Annotated in this window: 21 protein-coding genes; 10 read left to right on the forward strand and 11 right to left on the reverse strand. The window is 65.8% G+C overall.

The annotated features are described in order from the left end of the window. The first annotated feature begins 1 nt into the window (after window position 1). Window positions 2-982 carry a glycoside hydrolase family 6 protein gene (locus tag A5699_RS01410; protein WP_067764265.1) on the forward strand — a complete coding sequence of 327 codons (981 nt, stop codon included), beginning with the start codon at window positions 2-4 and terminating at the stop codon, window positions 980-982. A 2-nt stretch (window positions 983-984) separates the two neighbouring features. Here the strand turns inward: A5699_RS01410 and A5699_RS01415 are convergent, their stop codons facing one another. After that, window positions 985-1,608, reverse strand: coding sequence for a hypothetical protein (locus A5699_RS01415; protein WP_067764268.1), 624 nt, complete (start codon window positions 1,606-1,608; stop codon window positions 985-987). 73 nt (window positions 1,609-1,681) lie between these two features. Beyond that, entirely contained in the window at window positions 1,682-2,485 is an 804-nt protein-coding gene (gene thiD / locus A5699_RS01420; RefSeq protein WP_067764271.1) for a bifunctional hydroxymethylpyrimidine kinase/phosphomethylpyrimidine kinase, read from the reverse strand. 291 nt (window positions 2,486-2,776) lie between these two features. Here thiD and A5699_RS01425 point away from each other — a divergent pair, with 291 nt between their 5' ends. Then, window positions 2,777-3,475 carry a DUF4344 domain-containing metallopeptidase gene (locus A5699_RS01425; RefSeq protein WP_369806642.1) on the forward strand — a complete coding sequence of 233 codons (699 nt, stop codon included), beginning with the start codon at window positions 2,777-2,779 and terminating at the stop codon, window positions 3,473-3,475. A gap of 382 nt (window positions 3,476-3,857) precedes the next feature. On the opposite strand, the gene A5699_RS01430 is transcribed toward A5699_RS01425, so the two are convergent. Continuing rightward, window positions 3,858-4,478, reverse strand: a complete 621-nt coding sequence (locus A5699_RS01430; protein WP_067764274.1) for a TetR/AcrR family transcriptional regulator — start codon at window positions 4,476-4,478, stop codon at window positions 3,858-3,860. Between the two features lie 69 nt (window positions 4,479-4,547). On the opposite strand from A5699_RS01430, the gene A5699_RS01435 reads away from it, so the two are divergent. Next, entirely contained in the window at window positions 4,548-5,711 is a 1,164-nt protein-coding gene (locus A5699_RS01435) for an SRPBCC family protein (RefSeq protein WP_067764277.1), read from the forward strand. Between the two features lie 6 nt (window positions 5,712-5,717). On the opposite strand, the gene A5699_RS01440 is transcribed toward A5699_RS01435, so the two are convergent. Further along, entirely contained in the window at window positions 5,718-6,269 is a 552-nt protein-coding gene (locus A5699_RS01440) for a VOC family protein (RefSeq protein ID WP_067764280.1), read from the reverse strand. Window positions 6,270-6,433: 164 nt separating this feature from the next. Next, the gene (locus A5699_RS01445) at window positions 6,434-7,102 is read right to left on the reverse strand and encodes an SDR family oxidoreductase (RefSeq protein WP_067764283.1); all 669 of its coding nucleotides are present in this window, start codon (window positions 7,100-7,102) and stop codon (window positions 6,434-6,436) included. A gap of 198 nt (window positions 7,103-7,300) precedes the next feature. Here A5699_RS01445 and A5699_RS01450 point away from each other — a divergent pair, with 198 nt between their 5' ends. Continuing rightward, window positions 7,301-7,567: a YdeI/OmpD-associated family protein gene (locus tag A5699_RS01450; protein WP_067764380.1), complete on the forward strand. Its 267-nt coding sequence runs from the start codon at window positions 7,301-7,303 to the stop codon at window positions 7,565-7,567. Between the two features lie 12 nt (window positions 7,568-7,579). Here A5699_RS01450 and A5699_RS01455 read toward each other — a convergent pair whose 3' ends face one another. Together A5699_RS01455 and A5699_RS01460 are read right to left on the reverse strand one after the other, a co-directional pair. Next, a complete protein-coding gene (locus A5699_RS01455; RefSeq protein ID WP_067764286.1) occupies window positions 7,580-8,791 on the reverse strand; it encodes an acyl-CoA dehydrogenase family protein in 1,212 nt (403 codons plus the stop codon). 33 nt (window positions 8,792-8,824) lie between these two features. Further along, on the reverse strand, window positions 8,825-9,442 hold the full coding sequence (locus A5699_RS01460; protein WP_067764289.1) for a TetR/AcrR family transcriptional regulator: 618 nt from the start codon (window positions 9,440-9,442) through the stop codon (window positions 8,825-8,827). Window positions 9,443-9,496: 54 nt separating this feature from the next. Between A5699_RS01460 and A5699_RS01465 the strand changes: the two genes are divergently transcribed. From A5699_RS01465 to A5699_RS01485, 5 genes are all read left to right on the forward strand, one after another. Further along, window positions 9,497-9,859, forward strand: coding sequence for a DUF2834 domain-containing protein (locus A5699_RS01465; protein WP_231965524.1), 363 nt, complete (start codon window positions 9,497-9,499; stop codon window positions 9,857-9,859). A gap of 406 nt (window positions 9,860-10,265) precedes the next feature. Then, window positions 10,266-11,261 (forward strand): oxygenase MpaB family protein, encoded by a 996-nt coding sequence (locus A5699_RS01470; protein WP_197508164.1) that lies wholly within the window; start codon window positions 10,266-10,268, stop codon window positions 11,259-11,261. A gap of 95 nt (window positions 11,262-11,356) precedes the next feature. After that, window positions 11,357-11,656, forward strand: coding sequence for a DUF4193 domain-containing protein (locus A5699_RS01475; RefSeq protein ID WP_067764294.1), 300 nt, complete (start codon window positions 11,357-11,359; stop codon window positions 11,654-11,656). Window positions 11,657-11,668: 12 nt separating this feature from the next. Further along, complete coding sequence (locus A5699_RS01480) at window positions 11,669-12,352, forward strand: alpha/beta hydrolase (RefSeq protein WP_067764296.1); 684 nt, start codon at window positions 11,669-11,671, stop codon at window positions 12,350-12,352. A gap of 235 nt (window positions 12,353-12,587) precedes the next feature. Beyond that, window positions 12,588-12,779 carry a hypothetical protein gene (locus A5699_RS01485; RefSeq protein WP_067764299.1) on the forward strand — a complete coding sequence of 64 codons (192 nt, stop codon included), beginning with the start codon at window positions 12,588-12,590 and terminating at the stop codon, window positions 12,777-12,779. 10 nt (window positions 12,780-12,789) lie between these two features. Here A5699_RS01485 and A5699_RS01490 read toward each other — a convergent pair whose 3' ends face one another. After that, window positions 12,790-14,235: a serine hydrolase domain-containing protein gene (locus A5699_RS01490; protein WP_082957520.1), complete on the reverse strand. Its 1,446-nt coding sequence runs from the start codon at window positions 14,233-14,235 to the stop codon at window positions 12,790-12,792. Between the two features lie 82 nt (window positions 14,236-14,317). Here A5699_RS01490 and A5699_RS28295 point away from each other — a divergent pair, with 82 nt between their 5' ends. Continuing rightward, window positions 14,318-15,172, forward strand: coding sequence for an emopamil-binding protein (locus A5699_RS28295; protein WP_369806640.1), 855 nt, complete (start codon window positions 14,318-14,320; stop codon window positions 15,170-15,172). Here the strand turns inward: A5699_RS28295 and A5699_RS01495 are convergent. From A5699_RS01495 to A5699_RS01505, 3 genes are all read right to left on the reverse strand, one after another. Then, entirely contained in the window at window positions 15,058-16,317 is a 1,260-nt protein-coding gene (locus A5699_RS01495; protein WP_067764305.1) for an MFS transporter, read from the reverse strand. The two genes, A5699_RS28295 and A5699_RS01495, sit on opposite strands and share 115 nt — an antisense overlap. Continuing rightward, window positions 16,314-16,955, reverse strand: coding sequence for a GntR family transcriptional regulator (locus A5699_RS01500; protein WP_231965525.1), 642 nt, complete (start codon window positions 16,953-16,955; stop codon window positions 16,314-16,316). The genes A5699_RS01495 and A5699_RS01500 overlap by 4 nt, the downstream gene beginning before the upstream one ends. 61 nt (window positions 16,956-17,016) lie before the next feature. Further along, a complete protein-coding gene (locus A5699_RS01505) occupies window positions 17,017-17,445 on the reverse strand; it encodes a DUF5313 domain-containing protein (RefSeq protein ID WP_067764311.1) in 429 nt (142 codons plus the stop codon).

The following is a 17,445-nucleotide window of genomic DNA, read 5'->3' on the forward strand; positions in this document are numbered from 1 at the left end:
GATGTCCTCAGCCGTCGGCGCCGTTGCGCGCCTGCTCGCTCCTGCTCTGACCGTCGCCGCCGTGGTCGGCGTGGGTCTCGCCACCACGCAACCGACGTCGGCGGTGCGGCTGGTCAGCGACGGGAACCCGCTCGAGGGCCAGTCGTTCTACGTCAACCCGTCGTCGAAGGCCATGCGCGCCGCGCAGGGCAACCCGAGCCCGGAGCTGCAGGCCATCGCCAACACTCCGACGGCCTACTGGATGGACAACATTTCCAGCCCCGCGGTGGACGCCAAGTACATCGCCGCCGCCCAGGCTGCCGGGACCATGCCGATTCTGGCGCTCTACGGAATCCCGCACCGGGACTGTGGGAGTTACGCCGCCGGTGGGTTCGGCTCGGCCGCGGCCTATAAAGGCTGGATCGACGGCGTCGCCGCCGCGATCGGCAGTGGGCCGGCCGCGATCATCCTCGAGCCCGACGCGCTGGCCATGGCCGACTGTCTGTCGGGTGATCAGCGCGAGGAGCGCTACAACCTGATGAGCTACGCCGTCGACACCCTGACCCGCAACCCGGGCACCGCGGTGTACGTCGACGCGGGGCACTCCCGGTGGACCGCCGCCGACGAGATGGCCAATCGGCTCAACCGGGTCGGGGTCGCCAAGGCACGCGGCTTCAGCCTCAACACCGCCAACTTCTTCACCACCGAAGAGGAAATGGGTTACGGCGACGCGATTTCCGGCATGACCGGTGGCAAGCCCTATGTCATCGACACGTCGCGCAACGGCGCCGGACCGGCCGAGGGCGAGATGTACTGGTGCAACCCCAGCGGCCGGGCGCTCGGCGCCGCGCCGACCACGGCGACCGGCAACGGAAACGTCGACGCCTTCCTCTGGGTCAAGCGTCCCGGTGAATCCGATGGCGCGTGCGGTCCGGGCGAGGCATCCGCGGGCACCTTCGTCAGCCAGTACGCAATCGACTTGACCCGCAACGCCGGCCGGTAGCCCTACTGCGGGGGAGCCGTCTCGCATTCGGCGAGTATCGGGGTGGAGAAGTTGACCGACCCGACGCCGCCGAGTGTCATCCCGTTGTCGGCGAGCGTCATTGTCGTGGTGTAGCGGCAGGTTTGGATGCCGGTCAGGCCGGTGAGGAACTCGACATCGTAGGTGTAGAGGAACGACCGCACGAGCTGGTTCGCATCCCACGGCACATCCAAGGCGAAGCCGAGCGACGATCCAGACCGGGCGTTGAGGATGCGTGGACCGACCTCCCCGATTCCGGGGGTGAGGTAGAACGGCGTGCCGTCCTTTTTGGTGCCTGAGACACTGATGCTCTTGATGCGATAACCGGTGGCCCCCGACGGCACCAGCGGGCCGCGGCGGATGTTGGTACTGAACAGAATTGAGTAGTTCGTGCCGCCGGCAATGGCGGTCGTGCTGAAGCTCGTCGCGGTGAACTCCTGCGGCAGCTGCGCTGCGCAGTTACCGATCTTGCCGGACGGATCACCGCACTCCTGTGGTGCCGCCAAAGCCACCGGCGCAAGTGCCGCAGCTCCGACGACGGGCACCGCGAACGCGGCTCCGCGGATGAACGTGCGTCTGGAGAACGCACTTCCTGAACGATTCGTCATTGGTCTTCCTCCTTGTTCGCTCGTGCTTGTCCTGCATTTCGAAGCTACAAGGGTGACCTGCGATTTGGTGGAGTTACGGGGTGGCGCCCGCACCCTGCCATACGGTGTCGAACGGGGCGTTGCCGCCGATTCGTTCGACGATTCCGGCGGTGGTGAACTCCTTGGCCAGGCGCACGGCGTCGACAACGTCTGACCCCTTGGCCAGGGCTGCCGTGATCGCTGCTGCCAGCGTGCATCCCGCACCGGCCACGCGTGCCTGCCCGACCTTCGGCGCCCGCAGGATTTCGATGTCCTTGCCATCGAAGACCACATCGACGGCGTCGTCGCCCGGAAACTCGACCCCGCCTTTCACCACGACGCACGCCGGCCCGAGATCGGCGATGCGCCGGGCCGCTTCCACGAGATCGTCGACCGAAGAGATGTCCTCCATCCCCGACAGCGTGCGGGCTTCGAACAGGTTCGGGGTGGTCACCGTGGCAAGGGGAAGGATCTGCCGGCGAAGTGCGGTGTCGGTGTCGAGGGCGGCACCGGGCTCCTGGCCTTTGCAGATCAGGACCGGGTCGACGACGACGTGCCGCCAGGGCTGGCGGGCGAGGCCCTCGGCGACGACGTCGATCGTGGCCGGAGTGCCGAGCATGCCGATCTTGACGACGTCGAGGTCGTACGCCGATGTCGCCGCCTCGATCTGGTCGGCGACTACCTGCGGATCGACCGGCACGAAGCGGTGCACCCAGTTCGCCTTCGGATCGAACGACACAATGCAGGTCACGGTGCCCACGCCGTAGGTACCGAACTGCTGAAACGTCCGTAGGTCTGCTTGCAGGCCGGCGCCGCCGGTCGCTTCGGATCCGGCGATGACATAGGAGAGGTCGACCACGTCACGAGCCTACGACAACGACCGATGTTGCCGGGCAGGGCGTTTGTCGCGGTGCCGGCGGCAGGAGTGTTTGCGATACACGCCCTTGCGTCGGCAATTATCGGCTACCGTCACGAAACTGCTGACGAACCCGGAGGACGCACCGTGGCTCGATTGTCGTGTGCCGCTGCTGCCGCAGTGATCGCAGTACTGGCGGTCGGCTGCGCCACCACACCTGCCCCACCGGCGGGATCTGATCCAGCCGAAGAAACCAACGCTGCGGCCGAGGATCCGGCACCGGACCCCGGACGCATGGTGGTGCGGTACGAGGACGCCACCACAGCCGAAGCTGTCAAAGGCCGCGACCTGATGCAGCGAACCCGGGTGCTGGAACAGCTCGCCGACGACGTCACGGATACGTACAAACTGCCTTACGACATCCCGCTGGTCGGCGCCCAGTGCGACGAGGCGAATGACTACTGGAGTTCTGACGACCAAGAGATGACGATGTGCTACGAGGATGTCAACGAAAGCCTCGAGATCTTCGGTGAGGCCGGTGACCCCGACCCCGAAGACACCGCTCGGCGCGTCGTGATCGCCTCGTTCTTCCACGAGCTCGGCCACATGGCCATCGACGTCTACCAATTGCCGGCCACCGGTCGCGAGGAAGACGTCGCCGATCAGCTGGCAGCCTCTGTGCTGCTCGGTCCCGATGACGACGGCAATGTCGACCCGGATTACGTCCAGGCCGCCAAAGACCAGGCCCGCGAATACCGCATCTATGCCCAACAGGGCGGTCAGCCGGATGAGTCACTGTTCGCCGACGTGCACACCCTGGACGCGGCGCGCACGTACAACTTCGAATGCTGGATCTACGGATCCGATCCGGTGGCCAATGCTGACGTGGTCAGCCAGGGACTGCTACCTCAGGACCGTGCCGACGGTTGCGAAGACGAGTACGACAAGATGACCAACGCCTGGGCGGAACTACTTGCGCCCCACCTCAAATAACCGCGCTTGGCGGCTATCCGATCGGAGGCGTGTTACCCCACGGTCCGTAGGGCCCGTTCCCGGTGTTGGGGCCGCCCTGCTCGGGAGGCGTGGCGGTGACCGCCGGTCCCGACGTCTCACACGTCGGCGGCCCGGCGGAATTCGGACCGGTCCCGCCACTTTGACATTGATTGGGGTCGGCGGCTGCTGCCGGGGCGAATGCCACCGCTACGGCGGCCGCGCATCCAACCAGTACAGAGGACAGTGTCAACGGCTTGACAATCATGGCAAGGGTCCCTTCTATCGGATTTATCGGCGCTATCGGAAATGAGCGCGACCCTTTGGCTAACCCGCGTGGGGAATCGGTAAACACGCTTGGCCGGCCCCGGCACTGACGCGGCGGCTATTTTGCCGAGGGCGAGGATGTGCGCGCCTGCGCAGCGACGGCCGGCGCAATCCAATCCCGCAGGAAGGTACGCAGGCCGGCGTCCCGACGGGCCGGCCCACCGGGATCGACGATGAACGACTGCAGGGTCCGCAGCATGAACTCGACCAGCTCGTCGAGCTTGTGACCGTCGAAACCGGCGGCGGACCAGTCAATATCGAATCGCTGCACGATCGATTTGCCGAATTCGACCGCGACGTCCGAGGTGACCCCGGCGGTGAAGGCGCTGGCCTTGCCGGGCTGCAGCACCAGGCCCAGGTACCGGTCGTGCGGGATCTGCTCGACGGTGTAGGCGATGCCCTCGACCACGGCCTCGCTTGGATCGGTGATCGAGCCGAGCTCGGCGGCCAGCCGGTCGAGAAAGCCGTCCACCGCTGACATGGCAGTGGCAGCCATCAGGCTTTCCTGGGTGGGGAAGTAGCGGTAGACGGTCTGGCGGGTCACTCCGAGCGACTGCGCCACTTCCGACACGCTCACGGTGCCGCGGGCGTCGATGGCCTGGCGGGCCGCGTCGATGATGCGCCGGGCCGCCTCGTCGTCGTCGGCGGGAATGTCGCCCGACCAGCCGTGCCTGCGCATTCGTCGATCGTCGCATGGAAGCCCGGCGAATCTTGACAATACAATTGAACTTCATTGTATGGTCTGTTGATGATCAGCATCCCGGTCGCCGGCACCGATGAGGAACTGACCCGCCGCGCCCTGCGCCATGCCGTGGACGGAACGACGGACATGGCCGAGGCGGTGTTGAAGGTGCCGCTGCACTACTACCGCGATCCCAAGATCACCGAGATCGAGGAATCCCAGATCCTGCGCCGGGTTCCGCTGGCGATCGTGCCGTCGGCTCAGATCCCGGCGAAGAACGACTTCGTCGTCCGCTCCGTGCTCGGCGACTCGCTATTGGTCACCCGGGACCGCGCCGGCGCCGCCCACGTCTTCCTCAACTACTGCCGGCACCGCGGCGCCATGCCGGCCTGTGGCTCCGGGAACGCCTCGCGGTTCGTCTGCCCGTATCACGCATGGACCTACCGCAACACCGGTGAGCTGTTCATGGTGCCGGGCAAAGCGGGCTTCGACACGATCGACACGGCGGAATACGGACTGGTGGAACTGCCCTCGGAGGAACGGCACGGCTTCATCTGGGCGGTGCTGACCGCCGACGCCGCCATCGACCTCGACGCGCACCTCGGCTCACTGAACGACGAACTGGCGCAATGGAACTACCAGAACTACGGCTATCACACCGACCGCGAATTCTCTTCGCAGGTGTCGTGGAAGGGGGCGTTGGAGGCGTTCGCGGAGGGCTACCACTTCCCCTTCGTCCACGGCGAGAGCCTGATTGGACAGAACACGCTGCCCAACACGTCGGTCTACGACGAATTCGGCAAGCACCATCGCATCGGCTTCCCGTTCACCTGGATCAAGAATCTCGTAGACGATCCGAGTGGCTCGTTTGATCCGTCGGCCAACATGGGTGTCATCTACTGGGTGTATCCCAACCTGATCCTGGCCAACAGCCCGGTCGGCGTGGAGATCATCGACATGTTGCCCGAGGGCGAACCCACCCGCTGCACAGTGCGCCACAGTTGGATGGGGCGGGTGCCGGCCACGACCGACGACATGCGGGCCGGTTACGACGCGGTCTACGAAGGGGTGCACGCCGCGGTGCGCGACGAGGATTTCGCGATGCTGCCGCAATGTGGTGAGGGCGTCCGGCACGGCCAGCACGACCATATGGTGATCGGCCGCAATGAGATTGCGGTGCAACACATGATCAAGGTGTTCGCCCAGGAATTGGGTGTGGCGCTGGGGTAGCCCGGTTCATTTACCCGGCAGCGTCCGCCTGGCTTGCAGTGCGATGCCGGGGACGGTGCGGGCCAGATCCGGGCGCTTCTTGCCGAACCCGCGCATGGACCGGTAGAACGCCCACACCTGTTGCGGGCTCGGTATTTTCGGCACCCAGGCCAGTTCCCAGTGGATGCCGTTGAGTGGGTCGTCGAAGAACACCGCGTAATAGCCCGGCCAGTACTGCGGGTAATCCTTGGGCTCGTCGGTGACCGGGATGTTCCTGGCGAGCAGGAAGTCCCGGTGAAACCGGTCGACTTCCTTGCGGTTTCGGGCCCATAGCGCGATGTGGTTGATCCCGACGGCCTGGTCGGTGTGGGTGAGCTTGTCCCCGATGCGCGCCGGCTGGATACCGATGTAGCTGTGCGGGTTGATGAACCGCGTCATGTAGTAGATCGATTGGTACTCCATGTTGAGCGAGGAGAAGCTGTGGTACCCGAGCCAGCCCAACATGGCGTCGTAGAACTCGATTGATGTGTCGTAGTCCAACACTGCGAACTCGACGTGACTAACCCCGCGCCACCGCATCCTGCCCCCCTGGAGTCGACTACTACGCAATGTAGTACTCCGACGGGGCGTGCGGAACCCTTTCGTGGCACCGATTTCTACCGCAGGGTCGCGGCCGGCGTGTTTGTGCCGCCCTGGTGTGGAAAACGGCGGCTGGAACCGCGGCTTGAACGGAAGCGTCGGCGTCAGGCCGACATCTGGGCCAGGTAGTGCGGGCCTCCCACGTAGACGATGCCCGACGGGTACGGCGCCGAGGCGGCATGGGCGATCGCCGTCGCGAGCTGCCGATCGGACAGCACCTCGCCGGACACCACCGTGAAATCGATTCCCCGGCGGTCGAATTCGGGACGCATGGCGTAGAGCGCGGTCTCGCCGGCGCGCTTGCTGGCGGCGACCGCCGCGTAACCCTTCGGCACCGCCTTGTTGGGGAAGAAGTGGGCCTGGTGGCTGGTGACGAACACAATCTGCCCGCCGGCCGGCATCAACGGCAACGCCAGCTTGGCCAGGCGGCGCTGCGCGTCGCGGTTCAGCCGCATCGCATATCCCGGGTCGACGCCGAGCCCCAACCCGGTCGAGGCATTGAGCACCAGCGCGTCGAGCCGGCCGAACTCGCGACCGATCTGCTCGATCATCGCGGCGGCAGCGGCCTCGTCGGAGATGTCGGCCCCGATCGTGGAGGCGCGTCCGCCGGCCCGACGGATGCTGTCGACGACCTCGTCGGCGCGGTTGGCCTTCTCCCGGTAGTTGACGACGACGTGGGTGTCGGGACCGGCGAGGCGCTGTGCGACGTCGGCGCCGATACCGCGCGATGCGCCGGTGACCAGGGCAATCCGGGTGGCTGCTGCAGGCTGCATGTCGGGTTCCTTCCGTCACTGCCGAGGCGGCCGGTCGTGGTTTCGACCTGGGAAACACGAGGGTGTGCCCGTGCTCACAACCGCCCTGAGCCCCCACCGTACACCAACTCTAAGAAAAATAAGACCGTCTTAAGGTCACGGTAAGGGCAATGTCGTGTCGCAAGTGTGTTGCTGAGACGTGCCACCTACGCTGACTTCATGACTGGTCAACGCGTGCCCGGCGGGGTGGTCCACAAGTTGCCGACGGATCTGCGCGAGGCCCTGATCGCCAACTCCACGGCGCTGGAAGCCTGGAAGGACATCACGCCGCTGGCGCGCAACGAGTTCATCTGCTGGGTCGAAGACGCCAAACAGCAGGCCACCCGGGAGCGGCGGATCCGCCGCACCCAGGAGGAGCTTGAGGAAGGGCAGCGACGGCCGTGCTGCTGGCCCGGGTGCAAGCATCGCGAGCGCACCGGGAAATAGCCGCCGGACCGACTACCGGATCGACAACCCGGTGAGCGCCCGGGAGATCACCAGCCGCTGGATCTCGCTGGTGCCCTCGAAGATCGTGAAGATCTTGGCGTCGCGGTGCATCCGCTCGACCGGGTAGTCGCGGGTGTAGCCGTTGCCGCCGAGGATCTGGATGGCTTCGTCGGTGACGTACACCGCGGTCTCACTGGCCACCAACTTGGCCATCGAACCTTCGGCGTTGTCGAAGGGCTGGTTGTTGCGGGCCATCCAGCCTGCCCGCCACACCAGCATCCGGGCGGCGTCGATGCGGCTCTTCATGTCGGCGAGCTTGAACGCGACGGCCTGGAATTCACCGATCTTGCGGCCGAATTGCTCACGCTGGCAGGCGTAGTCGAGCGCGTACTCATAGGCGGCCCGAGCGACGCCGACGGCCATCGCACCCACGGTGGGCCGGGTGCGCTCGAACGTCTTCATCGCAGCCTGGCCACCGGCCGACGCACCGGACTTCACCCGGGCAATGCGGGCCTCGAACTTCTCGCGTCCACCCAGGATCAGGTCTTCGGACAACCGCACGTTGTCCAGCACCACCTCGGCGGTGTGCGAGGCCCGGATGCCGTGCTTCTTGAATTTCTGTCCCTGGGTCAGGCCGTGGGTGTCGGGCGGGATGATGAACGTGGCCTGACCGCGTGAGCCCAGCTCCGGATAGACCGAGGCCACCACGATGTGGACGTTGGCGATGCCGCCGTTGGTGGCCCACGTCTTGGTGCCGTTGAGCACCCACTCCCTGGTTGCCTCGTCGAAGCGGGCGCGGGTGCGGATCGCTCCCACGTCGGAGCCGGCGTCGGGCTCCGAGGAGCAGAAGGCGCCGAGTTTCGGTTCCTCGGCGGTGCCGAACATCTCGGGTAGCCACAGACCCAGCTGTTCGGGAGTTCCGTTGCCCGCCAAGGCCGCTGCGGCCAGGCCGGTGCCGAGGATCGACAGCGCGATACCGGCGTCACCCCAGAACAGCTCCTCGAACACCGTCAGCATGCCCAGTCCCGAGGGCTCGGCGGCCTGCTGGGCGAACAGTTCAGGGGAGTACAGACCCACCTTGGCGGCTTCCTGGATGACCGGCCACGGGGTTTCCTCACGCTCATCCCATTCCGCGGCGGCTGGGCGCACCACCTCGGCGGCGAACTGGTGCACCCAGTCGCGCACCTCGATCACGTCGTCGCTCAGCTGCAGGGAAAACGTCACATCGGCTCCTGAAAAGGGTTGGGGGATAGCGATTTACGGGCGGTGTTGTTCGATCATGCTGACGGTCTGGGCGACCCAGGATTCGAAGAATCGATCGTGGTCGACGTTGCCGGGGAATCGGCCGGTCAGTGCGCGCAGCGTCGCGGCATAGGACAGGGCGGAGATCGCGACGGCGGCGGTGGCCTCGGGATCGGGGATCTGGGTGCGGCCCGCGCGGTTGGCGGCGGTGAGTTCGTCGGCGAACCGTTGATAGGCGTTGTCGGTGATGACCTGCCAGGTCTTCTCGTCGAGTTCCCCGAGTTCGTCGGGCTCGCGCAGCATGACCCGCAGCAGCTCCTCGCTCTCGGTCAGGTTGGCCCAGATCAACTGTCCGGCGCTGCGGACCGCCTCTTCGGCGTTCTTGGGCCGGCCGGCGTCGTACTGCTCGCGGGCGGCCACGATGCCGTCGATCCGGTGGGCGACTGCGGCTTCCAACAACTCGCGCTTGGAACCGAAATGTTTGTAGAGGGCACCCGAGCCCGGCGCCAGCCCGGCGGCCTGCTGGATCTCGGCGACCGACGTCGCGGCATAGCCCTTGGCCGCGAACAGCTTCAACGCTGTGGCCAAGAGTCGGTCACGTCCGGACGGCACGGTGAGAGAGTACTCACTCACCTGTGATCGGACAAATGGCTCCGTCGGGTGGTCCTGGCGTCATAGGTTCGGTGCGTGTTGACGCGAAACGACAAGATGTTGTGCGCCGTGTATGCCGTGCTGGCGGTTGTGGCCCTGATCGCGACGTGGTGGAACAACATCGCGTTCTTCCGAACCGAAAGTACGAGCCTGATCGACTTCGTCCGCAGTGGCTATGCCAACTACGGGTCGTCCTCGCTCACCAACGACCTGATGCTGTTCGCCTTGGCGGCAATCGTGTTCATGGTCGTCGAGGCCCGCCGGATCGGGATCCCGAAGGTGTGGCTCTATGTGGTGCTCAGCGGCGTCATCGCCGTCAGCGTGGCATTTCCCTTGTTTTTGATTCGACGGCAGCTGGTGCTGGCCGGGCAACGGGTGGTGGAGTCGGCGCCGCGCTGATTGGTCCACGGTTTTCGACGCCAAGGTTGTTGATCGGCCTGGTTGACGACCCTGACGTAGAAATCGGTGTGGGCCAGGGTTCAAACCGGACCTCTTCACTTCTCCCGCCCACGGTTTTCGACGCCTGGGTTGTTGATCGGCCTGGTTGACCACCCTCACGTAGAAACCGGCGTAGGCCAGGGTTCAAACCGGACTTCTTCACTCGTCCAGCCCACGGTTTTCGACGCCTGGGTTGTTGATCGGCCAGGTTGACGACCCTGACGTAGAAACCGGCGGCGCAACCAGTCCATCAATCGGGGGCGAAAGGCCACCGACTCGTTGACCGCGTGGCCCCCGTGCTCTTAGACTCGAACTTGACAACATGTGTTGTCCGAAATGACTGGAGTGCGCGCCCGTGACACAAGAAATGTCGGATACCTGCCCGGCGTCCAGTGATGCAGTGATGGGCTCGGGGTGCCCGGTGAGCGGCGGTGGCTATGACGCGCCACCGATTCCGCTCGGCCCCGACTCGCTGACCTGGAAGTACTTCGGTCAATGGACGGGTCTGTTCCAGGGCACCTGGGCCGGCTCGATGCAGAACATGCACCCGCAATTGGGCGCCGCGGTCAAAGAACACTCCATCTTCTTCATGGAGCGCATCCCGCGGTTGATGCGGTCGATCTACCCGATCGGCGGGGTGGTGTTCGACGGTTACCGGGCGCCGCAGACCGGCGCCGAGGTGCGCGATTACCACCTCACCATCAAAGGCGTCGACGACCAGGGCCGCCGGTACAGCGCGTTGAACCCCGACGTCTTCTATTGGGCCCACGCCACATTCTTCAAATCGACGCTGCTGGCCGCCGAGAAATTCGCCGGTGGTCTGACCGAGGCCGACAAGCGACAACTGTTCGACGAACACGTCACCTGGTACCGCATGTACGGCATGAGCATGCGGCCGGTGCCCGAGAGCTGGGAAGCATTCCAGGAGTACTGGGATCACATGTGTCGTAATGTCCTGGAGAACAACTGGGCGGCCCGAGAGGTCATGGATCTGTCGACCATGCCCAAGCATCCGTCGTTGGAGTGGATCCCGGATTGGTTGTGGGCGCTGAATCTCAAAGTCATGCAGCGTTTCCTGACGTTCATGACCGTCGCGCTCTATGACGAGCCGGTGCGTGAGCTGATGGGCTACACCTGGTCGCCGCGCCAGCAGTGGTGGCACGACCGCCTGTGCAACGTCATCACACTTGTCTCGAAGTACGGCCCCAAGCGGGCCCTGATGCATCCGCGCAAACGATCGGCGCTGGACCGCGCGTCGGGCCGGCTTCCGGTCGACGCACCGTTGGTGCAGACCCCGGCCCGTAACCTGCCGCCGGTCGAATACCGCGACAGTCCGCAGTTCTACTGCCCGAAAGTCGACTGACGAATCAGCCGGGGTTTCGCACACCGACCGCGTGGGAATGAACCTCCGATCGCAGACGTTGGGTCAAGACCCAGCAGCGACCGAGAGGACGACACATGCCCACCGACTACGACGCACCCCGCCAGAAGGACACCGAGGATTCCGTCGACGAATCCTTGGAAGCCCTGGCCGGCCGAGGAAATGACGCCGCCACCGCGGTGATCGACGTCGACGAGGCCGATGCCCTGGAGGACTTCGAACTGCCCGGGGCCGATCTTTCCGGGGAGGAACTCACCGTCCGGGTGGTGCCGAAGCAACCCGACGAGTTCACCTGCTCGAGCTGTTTCCTGGTGCAGCACAGCCACCGGCTGGCCCGCGGGGGTACCGACAAACCGATCTGCGTCGACTGCGCCTGATCGACAGCACTCGTGCCGACAACCGTCCAGTACGCGCCGGGGCGCGCCGCCGACATCTTCGGTGACCCCGCGGCTTCCACGGTGTTGCTGTGGCACGGTATGCAGGCCGACTCCCGCGCCGCCGTGGGCCCGCTGGCCGAGCGGATCGCCGGACGCGGATTCGGCGTCGTGGCCCCGGATTGGGATTCCCACGCCGACGACGGTGGCCGATCGGACCTGCTGCAGTCCGTCGAATACGCCCGGTCGTGGGGCACCGGATCCGAACGCCTCGCAGTGGTGGGGTGGTCGATGGGCGGTGCGGCGGCCGCCGGGTTGACCGTGCACGCGGCCCGTCTCGGGGTAGAGATCTCACACACGGTCTGCCTGGCCGGCGCGTTCATGGTGGCCGAACCGATCTCAGGTCAGCCGCCGGGCTCGAGCCTTTCGGCCGAACGTGCCGGTGCTCCCTTCACTCTTCTGCACGGCGTCGACGACGACGTGGTCCCGCTAAGCGTCAGCCGTACGTTCGCCGCGGACCTCGAACACGTCGGCTGGCCGGTGCGCCTCGTCGAGTTACCGGCTGACCACGCCACGATCGCCGGAGCCAGATACGACGCGGCCACCGATCGGTACGCACCCGCCGCGGACGCCGCGACGCTGCAGACGGCCGAACTCGTCGCCGGTCACATCACCGACGCGCTCCGGCGGCCCAACTGAAGCCTTCAGTCCGAACCCCCATCGTCGGGCTCAGTGAGTTCGGGTGCGATCTCTCGAGTGGCCATCCCGCCTTCTCGACCGTGATCGGCGGGGCCAGGAGGATTCTCCCTCGCGTCCTCGGCCGCTTTGTCATGGGACTTGTCTGCGCTGGGCATGCCGGTTGACTACCCAAACTCGCCGGACCCTATCCGCGAGGCGGTGATTCGAACGGCGAATCCGCGGGAACGCCTACCAGATGGCTACCTATCGAGTTCTCAATCCCAAAGGCGAAGTCGTCGACACCAAGGACATCGAGAGCGCCGACGACGCCCACGCCTGGTTTGTCGATCAGAAGGCCGAGCCCGAACTGGGCTGGCGCATGGAGGTGCGCTCGGACGACGGTGACTGGGCCTTCTTCGACGACAGCGAAGGGGACCGTAAGTACTGACCGACGGCGCTCAGTGGCCGTACAGATGCAGCGCCCGAGCCGCCGCGGTGGCGATGTCGCCGCTCAACCCGACGATGGGCGGGCCGCCGCGTTGATGGATCACGTTCGCCAGGACCACGACGTAGGTGTCGGATCCCGGGTCCAACCACAACGTCACCCCGGTGAACCCGGTATGGCCGAAGCTGCCGACCGGGAAGATCTGCCCCCGCGGCCGGGAATGCGCGGTGTCGATATCCCAGCCGAAACCCCGTAGATCCTTGGTGTGCCCGGGTTGCTGCGGCGTCGTCATCAACTCCACCGTCGACTGTCTCAGCGGAAACGAGCTAGCGCGGCCGGCGCGACGATCGAGCAGGGCCTGGGCGAAATGCCCCACATCGTTGACCGTCGAGAACACCCCGGCGCTGCCGGCCACGCCACCCATGCGGCGGGCCGTCGGGTCGTGCACGGTGCCGCGCAGCGGATGGCCGTAGTCGGGGTTGAGCCCGGCAGTGTCTTCGTCGAGCGCGGTGGGTGCGACACGTCGCAACAGCTCGGTGCTCCACGTGCCCGGCGGGCACTGGTCAACCTCGGCGGCGTGTGGATCGAAGGCGATCGCGTTGCCCCGGATCTGTTGTGGCCCACAGGATTTGGTGGCCGGAAGGTAGTGTGTGTCGGTCATACCAAGTGGTGTGAAGACATTGTCCTGCACATAGGTGTCCAACGTCTGACCGGTGATCTTCTCGATGATCGCGCCGATCAGGATGAAGCCGATGTCGGAGTAGTGGAACTGCTCGCCGGGCTCGAACACCACCCAGGCGCCGAGCGCGCGGTGAATTCCCTCGGCCTTGTCGGCCTTGTCGAGTCCCCACGGGCCGTCGAGGCTCAAATCGCCTGCGATACCCGAGGTGTGGGTGAGCACCATCCGAAGCGTGACCTGTGCGCGGCGTGGATCACCGGCCGGATTGAAGTCCGGCAGGTAGGTCTGCAGCGGTTCATCGAGTTGCACCTTGCCTTGCTCGTAGAGCTGCATGAATGCCGTCGTGGTCGCGATGCTCTTCGACAACGAGGCCAAGTCGAAGAGCGTGTCCTCGGTCATCGGTTCTGCGGGTGCCGGGGCCCCGTCGAGGCCGGGCTCCCCGGCGAGCTTGCGCACGCCGAATGCCTGCCGGAAGACGATGTGGCCGGCATGCCCGATCTGAATCACCGCGCCGGGTAGCCGATGTGCGGCGATGGCGTCCTCGACGAGTCGGGAGATGGCCGTGAAATCACCGGCACCCGCGACGACGGTCTCGGTCGGGGCCGCCGCGGTGGCGGTGGTCGTCGTCGGGACCAGTGTGGTGGTGGTACCCGACGGCGGTGTCGGCTGCCCGCATGACGTGACCGCGGTGAGCGTGAACAACGCGGCGCCGGCGACCAGCCGGGTGAGTCGCGATCCTGACGCCGTCACCCGACCGAAGGTAGCCCCGCAATGGCGCATGACGAAACAACCCCGTGCCCCGACGCCCGGCGGTAGGCTGCGGCCAGTCGCAAGTAGTTGACATTGGCGGGAAGGTGAGGCCATGACGGCCATGACGGCGGTGCAGGATCCCGACATCGACTTCGCCAGGCCGTGGGCCCCACACCGGTTGCGTATCTACACCGCCACCGGCATGTTCGTCGGCGCGATGTTCGTGCTCTTGACCGTCGCGGTCAGCGCGCATCTCATCCCGCCCACGTTCACGGTGGATGTCATCGCCAACCTGGTCTTCGGTATCCCGGTGATGTTGCTGCCGTTCGTGATCCTGTGGAGCGCCCCGGGAGAGCGGCGCACCCGCGTGAGCAAAGCGGCGGAACTCACGCTCTTCTACATCCCATTCACCGCCGGGAGCCAGATCGGCTACGAGTTGGTGTTCTTGATCGGGCATCCCCTCGGCCTGTGGGCACCCACCGACGATCCGGGTTGGAAGTGGCTGTGGTGGCAGTACGGTCTGGCCGACACCCGCTACGTCAGCGGCAATCCGTGGATCTTCGCGCTGGAGGTCGTCGGCGTGACCACCGGAGTGACGGTGTTCGTGATGTGGACCGGGCTGGTGCGCTCAAACCTGTCCATCGAGTCGCGAATCCGGTGCCTGTGGGTGGCGTTCGCCGGCATCGCGGTGCTGATGAGCAGCACCGCGGTCTACTTTCTGAGCGAGGTCGGTGCCGGGTTCGGGAACATCGGGCAAGGCGCTTTTGGCTTCTGGTTCAAGTTCATCGGGGAGAACGTCCCCTTCATCGTCCTGCCGCCGCTCGTGCTCTACGCGATCTATCTGCAGATCGATTACCTCACCCGGCGCGCCGGTGTGCGCGGCGGCAAGTGTTTGGCCCACCCCGAGGCGCACACCGCGGTGCAGACGATCGCCAGCACGCCGAGCGCGGAGAGCATCACCGGATAGCTGAACCAATGCTCGAGCGCGGCCAACACCGCCGGCAGCAGGAACCCCAAATAGGCCAGGGAGTAGTACACCCCGGAGATGCCGGCCAGCTCGTCAGGCGGCGCAATGCGTTGGATCTCAAGGAGACCCGAGACGATCGCGATGCCGTACGCGCTGCCGAGCAGCATTGCCACCAGTGCGGCGATGACCGCCGAGCGGGTGACGGCGGTGGCGACTGCGGCAAAGATACCCAGTGCCATCAAGGCCATCGACACCACCACGGCTCGCGAGCTGGAGACGTCGTCGAGGCGTCGTGCCACCGGTTGGATCAGCACGCCACAGCCGAGCGTCAACACGGTCAGCCCCACGGTGTAGAGCAGCGCCCAGGAGCCGAGCCGATCAGCGACCAGGGCCGGCACCACGGCGTAGGCGATGGCTGCCGAGCCAAAGATCCACGGCGCCATGGGCACAACCACATGCAGGAACCGGCGATGTCCGGCGGCGGGTACCTTCAGTCCGTCCAGGAAGGGCCGCGAGGTCGTGCGGTCGCGGGTCTCGACGGTGCGGTTCCACACCGCCCACAGCACCGGCACGCACAGCGCGGCATGCACGAGATACGTCAGCACCAGCGGCAGTGGCGCGTACACGGTGAGCAGCCCCGCACACAGTGGCCCGACCCCGAAACCCAACGACAGGCAGATCGATGCACGCCGGGCACCCGCGCCGGCGGACGCGTCATCATAGGGCGGTCGGGACAATTCGGCGATCCACGCCGAGCCCACCGCCATCGCGATCCCGACGGCCACCCCGCTGAACAGTCGGCCCACGAACAACGCCGGAAAGCCCCAATAGTCACCGATCGCCAGCACCACACTGCCCAAGGCCGCGCTGATCACCCCGGCGGCCATGACATTTCGCCGACCGTGACGATCTGACAGCGTCGAGGCGATCAGCAGGCCCGGGATCAGACCGAGCACGTAGGCTCCCAGCAGGATGTCGACATCAACTCGGGTGTAACCGGAGTGCTGCGCATAGGCGATCAGCAGCGGGGTGAACTGGTTTCCGCCCCACCCGATGCAGAAGACCGCGATGGCCACTGCGAGCCACGGCGACATGCGGTGCCGCGTCGGGGCCGGAGCTTCGAATTCCGTTGCGACAGCGGTCATGCCAGCACCACCCGGTAGGTGGCTTCCAGGTGGGCCAGCAGCGCCGCCTCGAAACCGGCCACATCGCGCCGGCCGATGGTGTCGGCCAACTCGGCATGCTCCCCGATCAGCTCGGTCAGCCGCGCGGAGTCCGAACGGGCGGCGTCGGCCATCATCCGACGCTGCCGGTCGCTGAGCGAACCGTAGAAGCGTCCGGCGATGGTGTTGCCCGCGACCTCGACGATCCGACGGTGAAAGGCATCGTCGGCGGCGGCGAACTGATCGGCGTCACCGATCGCCGCGCCGTGCCGCTGCCGCTCGACCAACTCGGTCAGTTCACCGAACAGCGCATCGATGGATTCCGGTGACCGGCACAGACGGCGCACCGCCGCGGTCTCCAGCGCCAGGCGCATCTCCAGCAGGTCGGTGGCCTCCTGGGCGGAGACGGGGACGACGACGGCGCCGCGCCGCGGCACCAGATCCAGGAAGTCCTCGGCGGCCAGCCGCAGAAACGCCTCGTGTACCGGAGTGCGGCTGACGCCGAGCTGCGTGGCCACCTCTACTTCGCTGAGGAGCTGCCCACCTCGAAATTCACCGGAGAGGATCTGGTCCTTGGTCATCCGGTAGACGCGTTGGCTGTTGCTCGACTTCTCATCCACGAATAACCACCATACCCCTTGCATGCAAGCTTGCATGCAAGGGGTATGGCCAGGCGGAACGCTAGAAGGGGCTGCTGTTGGACTGATACTTCGAGGATTCGGGGCGTGGTCCGAACCGCCGGACGTAGTCCTCGTGCATCCGCTGGTTCTTCTTGTACTTGATCTCGTCGACCAGGTTGGGGTCTAAGCCGTGCTGGGCCAGCCGGTGCCGTCGCCAGATCTTGTTGAGCGCGAGCGCCATCAACAGGGCCCAGATGTAGATCGGCACCGTCATCTCGATGTGGACGTACAGGGACGCCGGCAGCAGCCACAGCGGCGCGAGCACGAACAGCGGCGGGATCGCCATCCGGATGAGGTGACGGCGCAACGCGCCGTGATCGGCCAGATCGTGAGCGACCCAGTCGCGCATCGAATCGGGCAGACGCTTGCCGTAGCAGTAGGCGATGTACTGAAAGAGGTTGGGACGGTCTTTGGTTTTCTGGCCGGCCAT

The sequence above is a fragment of the Mycobacterium sp. E802 genome (assembly GCF_001666875.1).
GTDB lineage: Bacteria > Actinomycetota > Actinomycetes > Mycobacteriales > Mycobacteriaceae > Mycobacterium.